The organism is Streptacidiphilus sp. ASG 303, from assembly GCF_020991365.1.
Classification (GTDB): Bacteria; Actinomycetota; Actinomycetes; order Streptomycetales; family Streptomycetaceae; genus Peterkaempfera.
In genome coordinates this window covers 50,998-68,754 of the sequence record NZ_JAJLRA010000009.1, presented here as the reverse complement: position 1 = coordinate 68,754, position 17,757 = coordinate 50,998, and the positions used below count along the sequence as shown (strand labels likewise).

The window sequence follows — 17,757 nt, the reverse complement described above, 5'->3', positions numbered from 1 at the left end:
GTCGCTGCGTCCTGTCCGTCTGGGTGGGGTGGTCCGGGGCGGGATGGTTCCGGGCGGCGTGCCGGCGTGCCGGCGTGCGGGGCGGGAGCCGGGTCCGCTACCGCGGTGAGGCCGGTGCGCGGTCGGCGAGCCGGACGACGACCGCGGTGAGCGTGAGCAGGCCGAGGCCCGCTCCGGCGGTGAAGGCCGCCACGGTGGCACCGGAGCCGGCGAAACCGGCGAGGACCCCGACCGGCACGAGCCGGCAGGCCAGTGCCCAGCCGCGTCGGCCGCGGGCGGCGAAGTGCCGGGCCAGGACGAGGAGTGCGGCGCACAGGGCGAGGTAGCCCGCCATGCCGCCGAACATGTGGACCGCGCCGTGGGTGCTCATCGTGGCCGGGCCGTCCGGCGTGCCGGGCGGGAAGCCCCCGCCCGGGTCGGCGGTGAACACCCCGGCCAGCAGGAACGACGCGCCGAAGACGCCGATCAGCCGCGGTGCCCAGGTGCCGCCGGGGGTGCGGCCGATCGCCCGTCGCACCCCCACCGCCCCGGCCGTGACCAGCACGCCGGTGACCAGGAAGCCCGCCACCTGGATCCAGCCCCAGGGGCCGAGGCTGAGCTGGCTGATGGCGTTCCTGGTGAAGTCGAAGCCGTCGCGGGTGAGTCCTTCGACGACTCCCACCCCCAGGAACAACGGGCCCGCCAGGGCGCCCCCGGCCAGCAGGGCGCGGGTGGAGAGCGGAGTCGGGACGGAGCGGCTCGTGAGCGGCGTGCCGACCACCTGGGTCATGAGGATCCCCCTGTGTCGAGGTCGAATCCCAGAACTGGACTGTCCAGTACCGGGGAACTGGACGGTACAGTACTCAGAAGAGAACTGGACTGTCCAGTACTGTAGGAGCGTCGAGGAGGGGACATGGAAGCGATGGAACCGAACGAACCCGGCGGCCGGTCCGCACGCAAACACCAGGCGATCATGGAGGCCGCGACGGCGGCGTTCCTGGCCAACGGCTACGCCGGCACGAGCATGGACGACATCGCCAGGCTGGCCGCCGTGTCCAAGCAGACGGTGTACAAGCACTTCGCCGACAAGGAGAAGCTGTTCGCCGCGATCATCCTGGCCACCACCGACGGGGTCGAGGGCATGGTCGACCTGGTGGCCGACATCCCCGCCGACGCCGACGCACTGGAGGAGAACCTGGTCCGACTGGCCCGCCAGTTCCTGACCGCCCTCACCGAGCCCCGGGTGCTCCGACTGCGGCGCCTCGTCATCGCCAACGCCGACGCCTTCCCGGACCTGGGCGCCTCCTGGTACGAACGGGGCTTCGAGCGCGTCCTGGCCACCCTGGCCGACACCTTCCGGCGCCTGGCCGACCAGGGGCTGCTCCGGGTCGACGACGCGCTCCTGGCCGCCCACCACTTCTCCGGCCTGCTGCTGTGGATCCCGGTGAACAGGGCGATGTTCCACGGAGGACCGCAGCACACCCGGTCCGAGCTCGACCGCTGTGCCGACGCCGGCGTGCGGGCGTTCCTCGCCGCCTACCGCTGACCCCGGACGCCGGACCGGCCCGCCCGCGGCTGCGGCCGCCTCCCGCGGCCGCAGCCGCGGGCGGGCCGCTGCTGCCCGGGCGCGTGGGCGCACCCGCTCCGGGCGGACGCCGACCGCCTCCGGCGGCGCAGGCGGGCGCCGTCCCTCCTCCGGACGGATCTGCACGCCGCACCGAGGAGGTCACCACGAGCACCTGCGCCACCGGCCCGTTCCGGAGCCCGTTGCGGGAGCGGCTCGGGCCGGCCCGTGCGAGCGCGCGGGTGCGGAGCGGCCGGCGCGTCGGGCGTTCCTCCGCCTCCGCCCCGCGGGTGCCGCACGCCGCCGCCTCCGGTCTGCCCCGGGAGTGCGCCCGCACAGCGGTCGACGCCTTCGACGCACCCGGCCGCAGGCCGTCGCCGCCGCCGTCGTCGAGGAGCCCCGCTGCACCACCCGGCGCCCCGGGCACGCCGTCATGATCGCCCTGGCCGACCTCGCCCGGCGCGCCCGGAGGATGTCCGACGCCTGGTGCAGGATCGGCAGCAGCCGCACGTCCCGCACGTCCCCCTCCGGGACCGGACCCGGAGGGGGACGTGCGGCCAGGGGAGGGGAACCGGGTTGGGTCTGGTGATCGAGAGCCGGCCGTCGGAGCTGCCGTACATCGAGCGGGTGTGGCGTAGCCGCAGCGACGACGTCGGCCGGATGATGTCCGTCGCGACGCCCCACTGGGAGCTGGTGTTCTGGGAGCACCGCGGCCGGGTGCAGGCGGCCGTGCTCGGCCCGGAGGCGAAGGCGTCCCCTGCCCCGGTCCCCGAGGACGCCGCCTTCTTCGGGATCAGCTTCGCGCTGGGCACGTCGATGCCGCACATCCCGGTCAGCCGGCTGGTGGGCAGCAACGCGGCGATCCCCGACGTGACACGGCGTTCGCTGTGGCTGAAGGGGTCGGCCTGGCACGTTCCCGACTACGGCAACGCCGAGGCGTTCGTGCGGCGGATGGTCCGGGAGGGCGTCGTGGACCTGGACCCGCTCGTGCCCGCCGTGCTCGACGGCGCCCGCCCGGACGTGTCCGACCGCACCCTGCAGCGGCGCTTCGTCGCGGCGACCGGCCTGACCCGGGGCGCCGTCCGGCAGATCCACCGCGCCCGCCGGGCGGCGGTGCTGCTCCAGGAGGGGGCGGCGGCCCAGGAGGTCGTGCACCGGCTGGGGTACTTCGACCAGCCGCACCTGGCGCGGTCCCTGAAGCGGTACGTGGGGCGGACCGCCACCCAGCTGGGCGCGCCGGACGCGGCGGAGCCGCTGTCGCTTCTGTACAAGACCTGACCCCCGGCGCCTGCCTAACATGCGTGGCACGGCCGGCGGGGCCGGCCCGTCGAGGCCGGAGCACCGTCAGGACCGGCGCCAGGGCAGGGCTTCCGCACTCATCATGGAGGAATCATGCGCAGGGTCGTCTCGGGTCTGTTCGTCTCGCTCGACGGTGTCGTCCAGGCGCCCAACGAATGGCAGTTCGCGTTCGACGAGGAGATGGGCGCCGCGCTGAACGACACGCTGGAGACGGCCGACACGATCCTGCTGGGCCGGGTGACGTTCACCGAGTGGGCCGGGTACTGGCCGACCGTGACCAGCGGCGAGGACGCCGGTTTCGCCAAGTGGATCAACGAGTCGCCCAAGTACGTGGTCTCCTCGACGCTGGACAGCGTCGATGACTGGGAGAACAGCACGCTGGTCAAGGGCGACCTGGCGGCCGCGGTCGACGAGCTCAGGGCCGGCGAGGGCAAGGACATCACGGTCGCGGGCAGCCCGACGCTGGTGCGTTCGCTGCTGGAGCTGGACCTGCTGGACGAGCTGGTGCTGCTGATCCACCCGGTGGTGGCCGGCGGGGGCCGCAGGAAGCTGTTCGCCGACGACGCCGCGCTGAAGAGGCTGGAGCTGGTGAGCGCCCGGCCGACCAGCAGCGGGGTGGTCATCGCGACCTACCGCCCGGTGCGCTGAGCCGGTACGGACCAGCCGGTGCTCCGGCGCCGGTGCCTCGCCTGCGCGGGAACCGGACGGCCTCGGCGGGGGACGCCGGCGACACCGGCCGCCGCACGGCGGACACGGGGGAGGGCGGGCGGCACGCGGACAGCGGAGCGTGCCGCCCGCCGGGCGGCCGGCGCCGGGTGCTCCCCGGCGCCGACCACGTCCCTGTACTGGTCACGTCCCTGTACCGGTCACGTCCCGGGCGGCGGCACTCCCCGGGCGGTGGTACGTCCCGGGCGGCTGACGGACCGGTGGAGGGCGGCCCTCGACGCCCTCGGGACCACCGTCGAGGACCGCCTGTCCGCAGGCCGTCCGTGGTCGTGCGACCGGGGGAGCGCCCGGTGGTCCGGCACGTGCGGCGCCGGTCTCCGGTTCGGGGCTGCCGGCCGGGGTTCAGGCGGGAGTGCCGCCTGCGTAGTCGCTGTTGAAGGTGGTCTCGACGGTGCTGGCCACGGCCTCGGCCACTCCGGTCCCCGTGAGGACAAGGCCCAGCTCCCGGTTGTTGTCCAGCGAGTTGCTGCTGATGTTCATGGAGCCGGCCTCCACCTTCTGGGTGCTGAGACCGTAGTCGGCGACCATCGCCTTGGCGTGGATGTAGAAGCCGTTGGGGTCGGAGTACCCGACGACGGTGCCGCCCGCCGCCTTGATCGCGGACACCTGGCTGGAGTAGTTCGACGGCGTCTCGAGGACCACCCGCACCTTCACCCCGGCCTTCGCCCGCGCCACGATGGCGTTGACCACCGTGCTGTCGCCGAGCTCCAGCTCCTCGACGTCGAGCTTCGCGGTGGCGCCGTCGACCAGGGACAGCAGGCGGTTGCGGGAGTCGGTGGGGGACCAGAGCAGGTGGTCGCCGTCGGTCGGCGTGATCGAGGTGCCGGTGTAGTCGGCGTTGAAGACCTTCTCGATCGACGCGACGTCACGGCTGTCGTCGTCGAAGACGCCGTAGTCACGGCTGGTCGTGTAGTACTGGGCGGTGAGGTTGCCGGTGAGGATCAGCGACTTGACGGCGTCCACCGTGATGGTTTTCTGGTGGGTGTAGACGAAGGCCGAGGGCGACCACACCACTCCCACGCCCGCGCTCGTCAGGGAGTTGTACGCCGAGCTGTTGGCGCTCTGGTGTGCACGGTCCAGGACGACCCGCACGGTGACGCCCTTGTTCTTGAGCGCTATCAGGTCGTTGACCGCCGTGGTGTCCTCCAGCTCGTACATGGTCATGTCGAGGGAGGTGGTGGCAGAGTTGATGAAGTCGTAGATGGTGGGCTGGCTGCCGCTCTGCGAGAAGGCGAACGCGGAGTAGGTGGCCGCGTTCGCGGGGGCGGCGGTGGTGAGGACGGCGGCGCCGGCCGCCAGGACGGCACCGGCACGGCTGAGGACCTTCGACGGCATGCGTGACTCCCGGTCAGGTGGACTCCCACGGGGGTGAGTGGGCGCGCACATGACACCACGCGCGTAGAACGCCGAGGAAGGTCGGTGCGGTGAACGTGGCGTGACCGGTTGGCCCTGCACGTGGACAAAGAGGACAACGCGCAGGTCGTAAGGCAGTCAAGGCGCTTCCATGACATCGCAAAATCTTCCTGTGGCGCTGGGGCGCCCGGCAGCGTCGGGGTCTCCTGCGGCGCCCTCGCCCCTGACCCGCAACGCGGCCGTCGGGCACAGCGCCATCCCCGCGCGCCCTGGGGCTCCCGGCGGCGGCAGCGGTGGCGCCGTGCACACCGACGGGAACCGCTGCAGCGTACGCACCACCGGCCCGGTGCTGGAGGACGACCGGGCCGCAGAGCGCGGCGGAGCGGTCCTCCCCGCCAGGAGGGACCGCCCGGCCCCCTGCGCATCGGCGGGTCCGCCCTGCGCCGCAACTCCGGCGCGGGCTTCGGGCCCCCTCACCTCCCCGGTATCCCCGCCTGCCGGCGGACGGTTGTCCGCCGGCAGGCGGGAGCGCACCTGGCGGAGACGGCCGGGGAGCAGGCCGGGGACGAGTGCGACGAAGCTCCCGGCAGTCAGGGGGTGGTCGTGACCCCGACTGGCGGGAGCTTCGTCGCGGCGTTCCGTCCGGGGCGCCGGCAGTCCCCGTTCCGCCTCGCCCCGGCGGCCGCCCCCTGCGTGAGCGGTGTCCAGCGGTCGGGCGGATCAGCAGGGGAGGGTGCCGCTGTACAGCGCGTGTCCGTAGGAGGAGCTCCCCGAGCCGAAGCCGTAGACGCCGTCGTCGCTCCAGACCGCTTCGCGCAGGCCGTTGACGCAGGTCGAGGCCGGTGCGATCGCGAAGCCCTCCAGGTTGTCGACCGGCATGACGGCGGGGTTCGTGTAGGTCACGTCCGGAACGATCGTGCCGTTGGCGTCGACCTTCATGAAGGTGTGCGTCTCGCCGCAGGTGTTGTCGCAGGTCGCGACGATGCGCTGCGTTCCGGCGTCGAACGTCACGTCCATCACGGCGCCCTTGCCGGTCGGGACCGTGCCGAACGTCGTGAACGTGCCGTCGGAGTTCAGGCCGTAGACGTGCAGCGTGCCGTCCCACTCCAGACCGGCGAAGAACAGGCCCGACCCGTGCAGCGGGTAGTCCGCCGGGTTGTACGCGGCGTGGGTCAGCGGGTCGACCCAGCCGTTCGCTGTCAGCCAGCTGTCCGGCACGTAGCCGACGCCCTCGAAGCCCAGGTTGGCGTCGTCCTTGCTGCCGGTGTCGAGCTGCGGGAACTGCGCGGTCATGTCCCACTGGCGCACCGGGGTGAGGGTCGAGCCGGCCGCGGCCGGGTCGAACTCCATGATCGTGTCCTTGGGGACCGTGTTGTCGGTGTTGTCGCGCTCGGAGGTCACGTAGAGGTGGCCGTTGCCGCCGACCGTCAGGCCCTCGGAGTCCGGCTGGCCGGTGCCGCCCGCGAAGCGGATCTGCTTGCCGGTCGCGCTCCACGACGGGTCCGGGATCCACCTGCCGTTGCTCTTGACCAGCCTGTACAGCCAGTTCTTGTTCTTCGCGGCCCACAGCACCGACGGGTTCGCCGGGTCGAACGCCAGCCCGCTCAGGTCACGGCCTTCAGGGCCGGTGGACGTGGTGAACGCGCAGACGTTGTCGGCGATCGTGACGTCCAGGCCGCCCGGCCACGCCGAGGTGCCCGCCGGGGTGGAACCCGTGCCCGTGGGCGCCTCGGGGGTGCAGCCGCTGGTGAGCGAGCCGCCGCCACCCAGCAGATGCCCGGTGCCGCCGCCGGTGCCACCGGTGCCCGAGCAGGAGTTGGCGCTGCCGAGGGTGGCGGTCGTGGCGGTCTGGAACCAGCCGCTGCCGGTGCCGCAGCGCTCGTCCGACGGCTTGGCGCCGCCGACGGCCCAGGTCACCGAGTCGACGGTGGTGCCGTTGCTGTCGATGAGGAAGAGCGAGTCGTTGTCACCGAGACCGAGGGTGGAGCCGAACGTGGCGTAGCCGCCCGCGGGGATGCTGGTCGTGCTCGGCGAGGAGGACGAGATGGAGGCCGGGGAGTGGCTGGTGTCGTTGTCGACGTACTTCCACGACCCGATGCTGACCGTGCTCGTCCCGCCGTTGTACAGCTCCACGGTGTCCGCGCCGTCCGAGGTGACCTCGTTGATCCGCACCCGGCTCGCCGCCGGGACCGAGGACGGGCAGCCCGAGGCGTTCGCGGCGCCGAACGTGGTCGCCGCGGTGGTGGTCACCCATGCGCCGGTGCCGTCGCCGCCGCACCGCGCCATGGCCGGCTTCGCCTGGCCGGTGGCCCACTCGACACGGTCGACCACCGTGCCGTCGGAGGTGTAGACCACCAGCTTGTCGGAGTCGCCGAGCCCCTTGGGCGAGTTGAAGGTGACGAAGCCGCCTGCCGGGATGGTGCCGGCGGACGGGCTGAACGCCTGAGGTGAGAAGCCGTCGTCGGACATCCTCCAGCCGCTGATGCTCACCGCGGTCGACCCGGTGTTGTACAGCTCCACCGTGTCGTTGTTCGACGAGGTGACCTCGTTGATCCGAACATTCTGGTAGCCGGCCGGGTCCGCGGCGGCCGCGGGCTGCGCCGCAACCATCCCGGTGACGACCAGTCCTGAAAACGTCAAGGCCGAGGCGCACACGGAGGCGATGCCGGCACGCGAGTGTGAGATAGGCACGGGGTCGAACTCTGGTGGCGCAACCTTGAAACGGCGTGTACAGCGGTTGAATGCCGCCTGCTGACCACCGGAACGCCGTACGCCCACCGCCGCCGCGCGCCGCCACGGCTCAGCCGAGGACGGTCAGGAGCACCGGCCCGGCCCGCACCGTCCACCTGAGCCCTCGTGCCGCCGCGGTGACGCACCGGAAGGGCGGCGACGGGAGGACCCCGACGACGATCCACGTCGCCGGGGTACCCGTCGCGGCCGGCCGCAACGTCCTGGTCGTCGCCCTCGACCCGCAGGGCCGCCCGGCCCTCGTTCACCTCCAGCGGCAGCGTGTGCCGATGAGGTGCAGCAGCGGTCTGCGGTCCGAAGGACCCCCGGTGTTCAGGAGGCATGGCCGCGATGCGGTGACCGGGTCTCAGAAAGGCCCCGCACGCTCAGCCTTGACCCTGGAGGCTGAGCAGCCGGTGGGCTGGACCCGGACTGCGCTCCCATGGCGGGGGAGACGCTTCACGTGCGGACCTTCGGCGACCCCACGGGCCCGCCGGTGGTCGCCGTGCACGGTGTGTACGGGCACGGGGCCGCCGGCGGGAGCTGACTGCGGGGCACCTGGCCGACTTCTGCGTGTACGCGCCCGGCCTCCGCGGGCAGGGCCGGTCGCCGTGGTCTCCGCCGTGGACGCTGGAGCAGCACGTCGCCGACGTCGTGGCCACGACGGACGTGCCCGGTCTCCAGCAGGTCGACGTGCCCGGATTCTCCTTCGGCGCTGCGGTGTCGTTGCACCTGGCCCGGCAGGCACCCGAACGGGCACGCCGGCTGGTGCTGCCCGACCCCGCCGTCGGGCTCGGAGCCGAGGGCACGGCCGGAAGCACCGCGAAGGCGCCGGCGGCGCCGTCGTTCCTCCATCCGGCCGAGGCGCGGACGGGAAAAGCGATTGACGCTCACCGGTGTCCGGCGGTCGGATGACGTGCCATGGACACAGGGCAGATGCATCCCGGTATGCACGCCATCGACGTCGACCTTGTACGGCGGCTGATCGCCGGGCAGTTCCCGCAGTGGGCGGCGCTGGCGGTCGAGCGGTTCCCGTCCGGCGGGACAGTCAACGCCCTGTACCGGCTGGGCGATGACATGGTCGTACGGCTGCCGCTCGTGCAGGGCGGGGCCAGCGACGTCTCGGTGGAGCGGACGTGGCTGCCCCGGCTCGCGCCTCACCTGCCCACGACCATTCCCGAGGCACTCGGGGAGGGGGAGCCCGCGGAGGGGTACCCGTGGCCGTGGTCGGTGTACCGGTGGCTGGCGGGGGAGAATCCCGAGGCGGGAGCCCTGGGCGAGCCGACACTGCTGGCTGAGGATCTGGCCGGGTTCGTGGCGGCGATGCGGAGCATCACCCTGCCGGGTGCGCCGCAGGCCCACCGCGGGGGGCCGGCCGCCTCGCTCGACGCGGAGACCCGGGCGGCGATCGAGGAGCTGCGCGGGATCCCACAGGAGGGCGTCGACTGCGATGCCGCCACAGCCGTGTGGGAGGAGGCGCTGCGGGCCCCCGGCTGGGACAGGCCGCCGGTGTGGCTGCACGCCGATCTCATGCCGGGCAACCTGCTGGTGGACGGTGGCAGGCTCACCTCGGTGATCGACTTCGGGTGCCTGGGGGTGGGCGATCCGGCCTGCGATCTGTTCCCAGCGTGGAATCTGCTGCCGGCCGAGGCGAGGGGAGTCTTCCGCGAGGCGCTGAGCGTGGACGACGCGACCTGGATCCGCGGCCGGGGACGGACACTCTCGCAGGCACTGATCGCGCTGCCGTACTACCGGAAGACGAACCCGGCGATGGCGCGCAACGCCCGGCATGTGATCCGGACGGTGCTGCAGGAGGGCTGAGATCAGAGCGTGTCGGGACTGTCCTGGTCACAGCCATTCGTTGATCGCTGCGACCAGCGCAGTGGCCAGGAAACGGACCGCGCGCCTGTCGTATCGTGCGGCCCTGGAGTCTGTTCGGCTGACGGACCGCCAGGATGGCGAGGGTTCGTGACCCACCCGATCAGGGTCCGCCCGGCGTCGGCAGCGGCGGCGACACCGCGGCCGGGCTCGCGCTGCGCAGGGGGCCTTCACCGCCTGCCGGAAACCCGGTGATCAGTAGGCTTCACGCCATGACCAGTGATCTTGGATTCCTCTGCTCGTGCTGCGGGTCGCACCACACTGAGCTGCCCATGGACTACACGGCCGAGGCCCCGGCCGTATGGGATCCGGCCTTCGCAGACGCGGATGACTGCCTGCTCTCGTCGGACCAGTGCGTGATCCGGGCACAGCACTACTTCGTCAAGGGTCTGATCGAGATACCGGTCATCGGCAGCGGCGAGGTGTTCTCCTGGGCTGTCTGGGTCTCGCTCAGCCGCGAGAACTTCTTCCGTGCGGCGGACTTGTGGGACACCGCCGGCCGGGAAGCGGAGAAGCCGTACTTCGGCTGGCTCACCACTGACCTCGCGGCCTACTCGCCCACGACTCTTCACCTGAGGACCCGTGTCCACACCCGGCCGGTCGGCGAACGCCCCTTCGTCGAGCTCGAACCCACCGACCACCCCCTCGCCGTCGAACAGCGCACGGGAATCACCCGGAACCGTGTACGGGAGATCGCCGAGGCGGTGCTCCACCCCTCCCGCGACAGGAAGCAGGCGTGAGGGCTGGCGGACGGCCGTCCGGCCGTCGGAAGGGTTGCCGAGCCGTCGCCGATGCACGGCCGACAGACGGGAGGGGTGGTCCACGACGTGGCGCGGGGTGTCGAGCGTGGCAACGGAGGACAGCACGCACTCCTTGCCACTCTTAACGTACAGCGCGAGGGGGGCCTTGCGGCAAGGCCCCGGTCGTGACGCAGAATCGTCGGCCGAGGCCGTAACCTGGGGAAATCGGAGATTCGCGAAGTACATGCACCTTTGCCGACTCCGGGTTCTGCAGGATGTGAGACCGTCGGCGGGACTCCCGGTGCGGGTGCGGGTGCGGACGCGGCTGCGGATGCTCGGCGCGGAGGTGCGGGGTACGGGGTGCGCGTCGCCCGCCTAGGCGCAGCGACCGGCCGACTCGTCAGAGGGAGGGCTGCCAGGGATGAGGACATGCGCGATGAGAGGTTCGGCAGAGGTGGGGGCACCGGCGGTCCGGCCGGCCACCGCAGGGCAACGGAACACGGCTGCTCCTCGGGGGAACCGCAATGACTGAGCAGTACGTGCTGGACCTCCACGAGGTCGACGAGACCCAGGCCGCGGTCGTCGGCGGCAAGGGCGCGCACCTGGGCGGGCTGGCGCGGATCGAAGGCATCCGCGTGCCGGACGGCTTCTGCGTGACGACGGACGCCTTCCGGCGGATCACGGCGGAAGCGCCGTCGATCGACGATCTGCTCGACCGGTTGTCGCGCCTGGACCCGGACGACCGGGAGGCGGTCCGCACCCTCAGCGCGCAGATTCGCCGGACCATCGAGGAGACCGCCGTCCCGGACGACCTCGCGGCGGCGATCACCCGCGCACTCGCCCGGCACGGTGAGCGGGCCGCCTACGCCGTCCGGTCCAGCGCGACGGCGGAGGACCTCCCGACGGCCTCCTTCGCCGGCCAGCAGGACACGTACCTCAACGTCGTGGGTCCGGCGGCCGTCCTCCGGCACGTCAGCCGGTGCTGGGCCTCGCTGTTCACCGAGCGGGCCGTGGCCTACCGCCGGCGCAGCGGCGTCGACCACCGTGCGGTCCGCATGGCCGTGGTCGTGCAGCGGATGGTCTTCCCGCAGGCGGCCGGCGTCCTGTTCACGGCCGACCCCGTCACGGGCAACCGGAAGGTCGCCACCGTGGACGCCGGCTTCGGCCTCGGCGAGGCCCTGGTCTCCGGCCTGGTGAACCCGGACGTCTTCAAGGTCCGCGACGGCCAAGTCGTCGCCAGGACGGTCGCCGCCAAACAGCGTGCCGTTCGCGCCCTGCCGGCCGGCGGCACGCAGGAGGTGGCGATCGACGCGCAGCTGCAGGGGCAGCCGGCCCTGACGGATGCCCAGGTCGTGCGGCTCGTGGAGCTCGGGCGGCGGATCGAGGCGCACTTCGGCCGCCCGCAGGACATCGAGTGGTGCCTGGTGGACGACGGCTTCCAGATCGTGCAGAGCCGGCCGATCACGACGCTGTTCCCCGTCCCCGAGGCCGACGACCAGGAGAACCACGTCTACGTCTCCGTCGGCCACGGGCAGATGATGACCGACCCCATGAGGCCCCTGGGGCTCTCCGTGTGGCAGCTGACCGCCATGGTGCCCATGCACACGGCCGGCGGGAGGCTGTTCGTCGACGTCACCCGGCGTCTGGGCTCGGCCACGGGCCGCGCCGCCCTCCTGGACCTCATGGGGAGGGGCGATCCGCTGACGAGGGACGCCCTGGAGACCGTCCTCGACCGCGACGCCTTCGTCCCGTCGCTCCCGGACGCCGCTCCCGGCGGGCCCCCGCTCCTCGGCGCGTCCGCCCCGGTCGAGACCGATCCGGCCGTCGTCACCGAACTGATCGAGCGCAGCCGGGCGTCCGTCGCCGCCCTGGAGCGCGACATCCGGACGAAGTCCGGACCGGCGCTGTTCGACTTCCTGCCGGAGGCCTTCGAGGAGCACAAGCGGGTCCTCGGTGATCCACGGAACCTGCAGGCGATCATGGCGGGGATGGAGGCCACGTGGTGGCTCAACGACAAGCTGCAGGAGTGGCTGGGCGAGAAGAACGCGGCCGACACCCTCACGCTGTCCGCCCCCGGCAACGTCACCTCGGAGATGGGACTGGCGCTGCTCGACGTCGCGGACGTGATCCGCCCGCACCCGGAGGTGGTGGCGTTCCTGCAGGACGTCGAGGACGAGGGCTTCCTGGACGGGCTGGCGAAGCTCGCGGGCGGGACCGAGGCCCGCGACGCCATCGAGGCCTACCTCGACCGGTACGGCATGCGCTGCGTCGGCGAGATCGACATCACGAGGCCGCGCTGGCGCGAGCGCCCCACCACGCTCGTGCCCGTGATCCTCGACAACGTCAGGAACTTCGAGCCCGGCGCCGCCCGGCGGCGCTTCGAGGAAGGGCTGCGGAAGGCGCAGAAGAAGGAACAGGACGTGCTGTCCCGCCTGCGGGCGCTGCCGGACGGGGAGCGGAAGGCCGACGAGGCCAAGCGGATGATCGACCGGGTCCGCACCTTCATCGGGTACCGGGAGTACCCGAAGTACGGCATCGTCAGCCGCTTCTTCGTCTACAAGCAGGCCCTGCTGAGGGAGGCCGAGCGCCTCGTGCAGGACGGCGTGCTCGCGGAGAAGGAGGACATCTTCTACCTCACGTTCCAGGAACTCCGCGACGTCGTGCGTTCGAACGAGGCGGACGAGCGGCTCATCCGGCAGCGCAAGGACGCGTTCCGGGCGTACCACGCGCTCACACCGCCCCGGGTGCTCACATCGGAGGGTGAGGCCGTCACCGGGGCGCACCGGCGCGACGACGTGCCGGCCGGCGCCCTGGCCGGCCTGCCGGTCTCCGCCGGGACCGTCGAGGGGAGGGCCCGCGTCATCCTGGACATGGCGGAGGCCGACCTCGAAGCGGGCGACATCCTGGTCACGGCCTTCACGGACCCCAGCTGGTCGCCGCTGTTCGTCGCGGTCGCGGGCCTGGTGACGGAGGTGGGCGGTCCGATGACCCACGGCGCGGTGATCGCCCGGGAGTACGGCCTGCCGGCCGTCGTGGGCGTGGAGGGTGCCACCCGGCTGATCCGGGACGGGCAGCGGATCCGCGTGCACGGAACCGACGGCTACGTCGAGATCCTGCCCTGACCGACCCCACCGACGAGCCCTGTCCGCAGCTTCCGAGGACCGGCCCGGGGGAACATCGGGGCAGCCGTTCGTGCCGAGGACGATCGTGACCGGGTCGGGGTGAGGGCGCTGAGGCCGGGCCGCGTCCGGAACCGCGGACCGCAGCTCCACCGGGCGGCCGGCCTCTCGGCCGGGCTGTCGGCCGGGCCTGCCGGGCCGCCGACGCCTCGGTGACGCCCTTCGCCCACCGGGACGCCGAGCGGCCCGGCACCGGGTCGCCGGTGCCGGGCCGCTCGTGTGCCGGGCCGCTCGTGTGCGGAGCGCCGGCTGTCAGCCCTGGCGGGCCTTGAACCGCGGGTCCTTCTTGTTGATCACGAACGTCACTCCGCGCCGCCGCACCACCTGGGCGCCGGGCCTGTTCTTCAGCGAACGCAACGACTTGCGTACCTTCACTGCGGTCTCCTTCCGTGCGATCGAACCAGGACCGCCGTCAACGGCGGACCTGGGCGGTGCCTCCGCAGCGCCGCCCGAGCCGCTGCACCCGTCCCGCGGTGTCGCGGTGTCCGCGACACGGCAGCTGCCGTGGGGGAGCGGGTGGCTCGCCGACGAGACCTCGACGTCGACGACCGGATGCGTGCCGTGGCCCTTCCCCTCGGCCGTGCGCTGCGCTGCGACGGTGGGGGTACGGGCCGTGCGAAGCCTGCCGCACGGCCGCGGAGAGCGGCGGTGCGGGAGGCAGGGTGAGTGCCGTGCCGTGTGGCGGTGCCCTTCCCGGATGCCTCCGTCGCCGGGCGACAGGGGCAGGGGTGGGGGCAGAGGCAGAAGGTCAGCGTTCCTCACGGAAGACGACGTGCGCGCCGGCCACCGGGTCGTACTTGCGCAGGACCAGCCGGTCGGGATCGTTGAGGCGGTTCTTGCGGGTCGTGTAGGTGACGCCGGTGCCGGCCGTCGACCTCAGCGTGACGACGGGCCGCGTGGTGCTGCGTGCCATGAGGTGCCCCTTTCACGTGCACCCGAGTCTGCTGACTCGAGCATGTCAGTCACGCTGCACAACGGCATCCACCGGTCCCGCATTCCCGGCGGCGCCGGCGGGCGGTCCCGGCACGCGCGGACCACCGGCCGTCCGGAGCGCCTTCCCGCCCGCCGCGCCCCGCCCCGCCCCGCCCCGGGGCACGGCGGCGTCCTCCGCGCCGGTATCCGCGCGGTCGGCGGGCAGGAGGTGGCCGCCCCGAGGCCCTGGCGGCTGCCGTGCAGCCCCCGCTGGAGCGCCACCGGCGTTCACCTGCGTGACCGGGCCTGGGCAGAGCCGCCCTCGCCCTGCACCCGGCGGCGTCGGCCCGAGGGCGGAAAAGCCGCAGCGGGGGCCCGGCCGGCACACGCCGGTCGGGCCCCCAGTGCGGTTCGGGTGCCGGCTCGTCGCCTGTCCCGCCGGTCAGACGGGCACAGGGGCGCCGAGCGTCACGGAGGCTTGCTGGAGCGGACTGAGGACGCGCGCGGGGGCGGCCTCGGGGAGGGTGCGGCAGGTGAAGCCGAGCCGGGTCATGGCCCGGATCACTTCGGCGGCGCTGAAATCACGGCGGTCCTGGCGGGTGATGACCTGGCCGACCTGCTTGACGGGGTAGTGGCGGCGGCCGATGATCACCGACGCGCCGGTACCCGGTTCGGGCTTGACGCCCTTCATCGATTCCAGCACGCCGCTCCTGGTGAGTTCGAAGGGGAAGCGGGCGATGACGCAGCGCATGTGACCTCACAGCGAGAGGAGGGGAACCGTCCGACCGGGGTGGGGTCGGCGGGGGAGGGCGAGGACGCCCCGGGTGCCGCCCTCCGCGTCGGCTGCGGACAGGGCGCCGGGACGGCGGGGGAGCATCGCGTGCTCGGCTTCGCCCGTCGTGGCCACGGGTGAGGTGGACGACCCGGGACCGCCGAGGAGGCCGCGCGGGCGGGCGCGAGCCGTGGACGCGGGGCCGTCGCGGACGGCGGCGAGGCCGGTGCCCTGATCGTCCGGGTCACGGAGGATCTAGGCCGCAGTATCAAAAACGGGCGGGCGTCCGGGCGCCCGCCGGGCGGCCGGAGCGGGGCGGCGTCGGCCTCGGGAGGAGGAGCTGCGCCTGGGGCGCTCGACCGCCGGTGCGGTGATGACGACCGGGATGCCGGACGGGGCCTGGGCGCCGGTGATCCGGCTCAGGGCCTCGTCGCCCGAGCGGATCTGCGTGGTCTGCGGCCGGATCCCGGCGTCCGCCATGAGGCGGACCATGCCGCGGCGCTGGTTCGGCGTGACGAGGGTGACGACGGTGCCGGACTCGCCGGCGCGGGCGGTGCGTCCGCCGCGGTGCAGGTAGTCCTTGTGGTCGGTCGGCGGGTCGACGTTGACGACGAGGTCGAGGTTGTCGACGTGGATGCCGCGTGCCGCGACGTTGGTCGCCACCAGCACGCTGACGTGGCCGGTCCTGAACTGGTCGAGGGTCCGGGTGCGCTGGGGCTGGGTCCTGCCGCCGTGCAGGGCGGCGGCGCGCACCCCGCTGTTCAGGAGGTCCTGGGTCAGCCGGTCGACGGCGTGCTTGGTGTCCAGGAACATGATCACCCGACCGTCGCGGGCGGCGATCTCGGTCGTGGTGGCGTGCTTGTCGGCGCCGTCGACGTGCAGGACGTGGTGCTCCATGGTCGTGACCGCACCGGCCGAGGGGTCGACCGAGTGCACGACGGGGTCGGTCAGGTAGCGGCGCATCAGGAGGTCGACGTTGCGGTCGAGGGTGGCGGAGAACAGCATCCGCTGCCCCTCCGGGCGCACCTGGTCGAGCAGCGCGGTGACCTGGGGCATGAATCCCATGTCGGCCATCTGGTCGGCCTCGTCCAGCACCGTGGTGCCCACATGGTCCAGACGGCAGTCGCCACGGTCGATGAGGTCCTTGAGCCGGCCCGGGGTCGCGACGACGACCTCGGCTCCGCCTCGCAGCGCGCCGGCCTGCCTGCCGATCGGCATCCCGCCCACCACCGTGGCCATCCGCAGCCTGACGCAGCGGGCGTACGGAGTGAGCGCGTCGGTCACCTGCTGCGCCAGCTCACGCGTCGGTACGAGGATCAGGCCCAGCGGCTGCCGCGGCTCGGCGCGCTGTCCGGCGGTGCGGGCGAGCAGGGCGAGGCCGAAGGCGAGGGTCTTGCCGGAACCGGTGCGCCCGCGGCCCAGGACGTCCCGGCCCGCCAGGGAGTTCGGGAGCGTCGCGCCCTGGATCGGGAACGGTGCGGTCACGCCCTGCCTGCCGAGTTCGGCCAGCAGCTGCGCGGGCATGTCGAGTTCGGCGAAGCCCTCGGCGGCGGGCAGCGCGGGGGTGATGGTCCCGGGCGGCGCGAACTCACCCTGCACCGCGGCGGGCCGGCGGCCGTGACCGCCGGAGCGGGCCGGACCGCCGGAACGGCGCGGCGCCTGCGAGCCGAAGCGGCTGCCGCCCTTCCCGGCGTCGTCACTGCCGTTGCGGGTGCGGGCGGAGCGGTCGTTCGTGCGTGTGCGGTTCATGCGGAGCCTTCCTCGATGCGGCACATATCAAGGAATTCCCGCTGCGATGAACGGCATGGAGAACGACAAGTATGGACCGGTGGCAAAAGAATGCGGATCCGGCCGGCGGGGACCTCCGGGGGCGCAGGTGCCGGCACGGGTGACGCGACGGGGGATTCGGGATCCGGGCGCCGGCTGCGGCGCAGCCCCTCAGGGTGCGCCTGCATTCCCGAAGGGGCGCCGCGCGCGGTGGGGCCGCGGATTCCTCCGGATCGTCCCGCGGGAGAGGCCGCTGCGGGAGGCGCGTGCGGCTGGGGCCCGCACCCCGGAGGATGCGGGCCCCAGCTGCAGATGGTGCGCGGGCGTCAGGCCGGAACGATGTTCTCGGCCGTCGGGCCCTTCTGGCCCTGCGCGATGTCGAAGTTCACCTTCTGGCCCTCCTGAAGCTCACGGAAGCCCTGGGCGGCGATGTTCGAGTAGTGGGCGAAGACGTCGGCGCCGCCGCCGTCCTGCTCGATGAAGCCGAAGCCCTTTTCCGCGTTGAACCACTTCACGGTACCAGTGGCCATGTCATTTCTCCTTTGGGGAAATACATCGGAATCCACACTGTGAGGACACCGTGTCGCCGCGATGATTACCCCGCCCGGAAAACGACCGGAAATACAGGAGCGCTCCCGCCGGCAGGAGCCGGGAGGGGGCACTTGAAGTTTTGGGAACCACAACTGCAACCGAGATCGACGGTAGCACGCCGGGACGGGCCGTGCGCGCCACGAAATTCCCTTTCGTCCGTCGCGGCAAAAACTCTCACCGCGTGGTCGGTGGAACTCTCACCTCGCGGGCGCAGATACGGAGCGACTCGGCCGGTGATCCCGGGCACGGCCGTCCGGTTCCGCGCGCCCG

At 72.7% G+C, this 17,757-nt stretch carries 16 protein-coding genes; 7 read left to right on the top strand and 9 right to left on the bottom strand.

Annotation, left to right across the window (positions count from 1 at the left end; translation table 11 throughout):
• Positions 1 to 97 precede the first annotated feature (97 nt).
• Positions 98 to 769: a DUF998 domain-containing protein gene (locus LO771_RS14435; RefSeq protein ID WP_230652318.1), complete on the bottom strand. Its 672-nt coding sequence runs from the start codon at positions 767 to 769 to the stop codon at positions 98 to 100.
• A gap of 123 nt (positions 770 to 892) precedes the next feature.
• Here LO771_RS14435 and LO771_RS14430 point away from each other — a divergent pair, with 123 nt between their 5' ends.
• The 3 genes from LO771_RS14430 to LO771_RS14420 all read left to right on the top strand — a co-directional run bounded on the left by LO771_RS14430 (position 893) and on the right by LO771_RS14420 (position 3,490).
• Positions 893 to 1,525, top strand: a complete 633-nt coding sequence (locus LO771_RS14430; protein WP_230652316.1) for a TetR/AcrR family transcriptional regulator — start codon at positions 893 to 895, stop codon at positions 1,523 to 1,525.
• Positions 1,526 to 2,128: 603 nt separating this feature from the next.
• A complete protein-coding gene (locus tag LO771_RS14425; RefSeq protein ID WP_230652607.1) occupies positions 2,129 to 2,821 on the top strand; it encodes a helix-turn-helix domain-containing protein in 693 nt (230 codons plus the stop codon).
• Positions 2,822 to 2,935: 114 nt separating this feature from the next.
• Positions 2,936 to 3,490 carry a dihydrofolate reductase family protein gene (locus LO771_RS14420; protein WP_230652314.1) on the top strand — a complete coding sequence of 185 codons (555 nt, stop codon included), beginning with the start codon at positions 2,936 to 2,938 and terminating at the stop codon, positions 3,488 to 3,490.
• Positions 3,491 to 3,910: 420 nt separating this feature from the next.
• On the opposite strand, the gene LO771_RS14415 is transcribed toward LO771_RS14420, so the two are convergent.
• Positions 3,911 to 4,903 (bottom strand): phospholipase D-like domain-containing protein, encoded by a 993-nt coding sequence (locus tag LO771_RS14415; protein WP_230652312.1) that lies wholly within the window; start codon positions 4,901 to 4,903, stop codon positions 3,911 to 3,913.
• Between the two features lie 738 nt (positions 4,904 to 5,641).
• A complete protein-coding gene (locus LO771_RS14410) occupies positions 5,642 to 7,561 on the bottom strand; it encodes a lamin tail domain-containing protein (protein ID WP_230652310.1) in 1,920 nt (639 codons plus the stop codon).
• A gap of 492 nt (positions 7,562 to 8,053) precedes the next feature.
• Here LO771_RS14410 and LO771_RS14405 point away from each other — a divergent pair, with 492 nt between their 5' ends.
• The 4 genes from LO771_RS14405 to rph all read left to right on the top strand — a co-directional run bounded on the left by LO771_RS14405 (position 8,054) and on the right by rph (position 13,388).
• Positions 8,054 to 8,563 carry an alpha/beta fold hydrolase gene (locus LO771_RS14405; protein WP_308188909.1) on the top strand — a complete coding sequence of 170 codons (510 nt, stop codon included), beginning with the start codon at positions 8,054 to 8,056 and terminating at the stop codon, positions 8,561 to 8,563.
• A gap of 6 nt (positions 8,564 to 8,569) precedes the next feature.
• Positions 8,570 to 9,469, top strand: a complete 900-nt coding sequence (locus LO771_RS14400; protein WP_374228173.1) for an aminoglycoside phosphotransferase family protein — start codon at positions 8,570 to 8,572, stop codon at positions 9,467 to 9,469.
• Positions 9,470 to 9,798: 329 nt separating this feature from the next.
• The gene (locus LO771_RS14395) at positions 9,799 to 10,266 is read left to right on the top strand and encodes a DUF2199 domain-containing protein (RefSeq protein ID WP_230652603.1); all 468 of its coding nucleotides are present in this window, start codon (positions 9,799 to 9,801) and stop codon (positions 10,264 to 10,266) included.
• Positions 10,267 to 10,790: 524 nt separating this feature from the next.
• Positions 10,791 to 13,388 (top strand): rifamycin-inactivating phosphotransferase, encoded by a 2,598-nt coding sequence (rph, locus tag LO771_RS14390; protein ID WP_230652306.1) that lies wholly within the window; start codon positions 10,791 to 10,793, stop codon positions 13,386 to 13,388.
• Between the two features lie 309 nt (positions 13,389 to 13,697).
• On the opposite strand, the gene ykgO is transcribed toward rph, so the two are convergent.
• From ykgO to LO771_RS14355, 6 genes are all read right to left on the bottom strand, one after another.
• The gene (ykgO, locus tag LO771_RS14385) at positions 13,698 to 13,820 is read right to left on the bottom strand and encodes a type B 50S ribosomal protein L36 (RefSeq protein WP_230652304.1); all 123 of its coding nucleotides are present in this window, start codon (positions 13,818 to 13,820) and stop codon (positions 13,698 to 13,700) included.
• 373 nt (positions 13,821 to 14,193) lie between these two features.
• Entirely contained in the window at positions 14,194 to 14,358 is a 165-nt protein-coding gene (rpmG, locus tag LO771_RS14375; RefSeq protein WP_230652302.1) for a 50S ribosomal protein L33, read from the bottom strand.
• A gap of 441 nt (positions 14,359 to 14,799) precedes the next feature.
• Positions 14,800 to 15,108 (bottom strand): SCO5918 family protein, encoded by a 309-nt coding sequence (locus tag LO771_RS14370; protein WP_230652300.1) that lies wholly within the window; start codon positions 15,106 to 15,108, stop codon positions 14,800 to 14,802.
• 6 nt (positions 15,109 to 15,114) lie between these two features.
• Positions 15,115 to 15,264 carry a hypothetical protein gene (locus LO771_RS14365; protein WP_230652298.1) on the bottom strand — a complete coding sequence of 50 codons (150 nt, stop codon included), beginning with the start codon at positions 15,262 to 15,264 and terminating at the stop codon, positions 15,115 to 15,117.
• A gap of 120 nt (positions 15,265 to 15,384) precedes the next feature.
• Entirely contained in the window at positions 15,385 to 16,878 is a 1,494-nt protein-coding gene (locus tag LO771_RS14360) for a DEAD/DEAH box helicase (protein WP_230652296.1), read from the bottom strand.
• Positions 16,879 to 17,222: 344 nt separating this feature from the next.
• On the bottom strand, positions 17,223 to 17,426 hold the full coding sequence (locus tag LO771_RS14355; RefSeq protein WP_119101634.1) for a cold-shock protein: 204 nt from the start codon (positions 17,424 to 17,426) through the stop codon (positions 17,223 to 17,225).
• Between the last annotated feature and the right edge of the window lie 331 nt (positions 17,427 to 17,757).

Bases quoted from the DNA above. Each gene is read 5' to 3' on its own strand.
- LO771_RS14435 (WP_230652318.1), bottom strand. From the start codon at position 769: ATGACCCAGGTGGTCGGCACGCCGCTCACGAGCCGCTCCGTCCCGACT.
- LO771_RS14430 (WP_230652316.1), top strand. From the start codon at position 893: ATGGAAGCGATGGAACCGAACGAACCCGGCGGCCGGTCCGCACGCAAA.
- LO771_RS14420 (WP_230652314.1), top strand. From the start codon at position 2,936: ATGCGCAGGGTCGTCTCGGGTCTGTTCGTCTCGCTCGACGGTGTCGTC.
- LO771_RS14415 (WP_230652312.1), bottom strand. From the start codon at position 4,903: ATGCCGTCGAAGGTCCTCAGCCGTGCCGGTGCCGTCCTGGCGGCCGGC.
- LO771_RS14400 (WP_374228173.1), top strand. From the start codon at position 8,570: ATGGACACAGGGCAGATGCATCCCGGTATGCACGCCATCGACGTCGAC.
- LO771_RS14395 (WP_230652603.1), top strand. From the start codon at position 9,799: ATGGACTACACGGCCGAGGCCCCGGCCGTATGGGATCCGGCCTTCGCA.
- rph (WP_230652306.1), top strand. From the start codon at position 10,791: ATGACTGAGCAGTACGTGCTGGACCTCCACGAGGTCGACGAGACCCAG.
- rpmG (WP_230652302.1), bottom strand. From the start codon at position 14,358: ATGGCACGCAGCACCACGCGGCCCGTCGTCACGCTGAGGTCGACGGCC.
- LO771_RS14370 (WP_230652300.1), bottom strand. From the start codon at position 15,108: ATGCGCTGCGTCATCGCCCGCTTCCCCTTCGAACTCACCAGGAGCGGC.
- LO771_RS14360 (WP_230652296.1), bottom strand. From the start codon at position 16,878: ATGAACCGCACACGCACGAACGACCGCTCCGCCCGCACCCGCAACGGC.
- LO771_RS14355 (WP_119101634.1), bottom strand. From the start codon at position 17,426: ATGGCCACTGGTACCGTGAAGTGGTTCAACGCGGAAAAGGGCTTCGGC.